At 54.6% G+C, this 238-nt stretch carries 1 protein-coding gene; it reads left to right on the top strand.

All coding sequences use genetic code 11. The features are described 5' to 3' along the window. A partial coding sequence (locus EXE42_RS17995; RefSeq protein WP_137707137.1) for an AAA family ATPase occupies positions 1-203 on the top strand: 203 nt, incomplete at its 5' end. Positions 204-238 lie beyond the last annotated feature (35 nt).

The raw sequence follows: 238 nt of genomic DNA, 5'->3' as shown, positions 1-238 counted from the left end.
TCTTCGGTGGACAAAATGGGTCCGGGAAGACAACCCTGTTCAATGCGATACAGATCTGTCTCCACGGACGAAGTGCTTTCGAGGAGACGCTGAGCCGGCGCGAATACGAGGAGCGAATGCAGGCGCTACTCCACGAGTCGGGTGGCCAAAAGGCCGAAGAGGCATCGATCCGCCTAGAGTTTGAATATACAGATTTCGGCTAAACAGAGCGGTATACCGTCGAACGATCGTTCCGTGA

Origin of the sequence: Halorubrum sp. SP3 (assembly GCF_005435195.1) — an archaeon.
GTDB lineage: Archaea > Halobacteriota > Halobacteria > Halobacteriales > Haloferacaceae > Halorubrum > Halorubrum sodomense.
The sequence above is the reverse complement of the archived record's forward strand: the minus strand, read 5'-3'. Positions and strand labels throughout refer to the sequence as shown.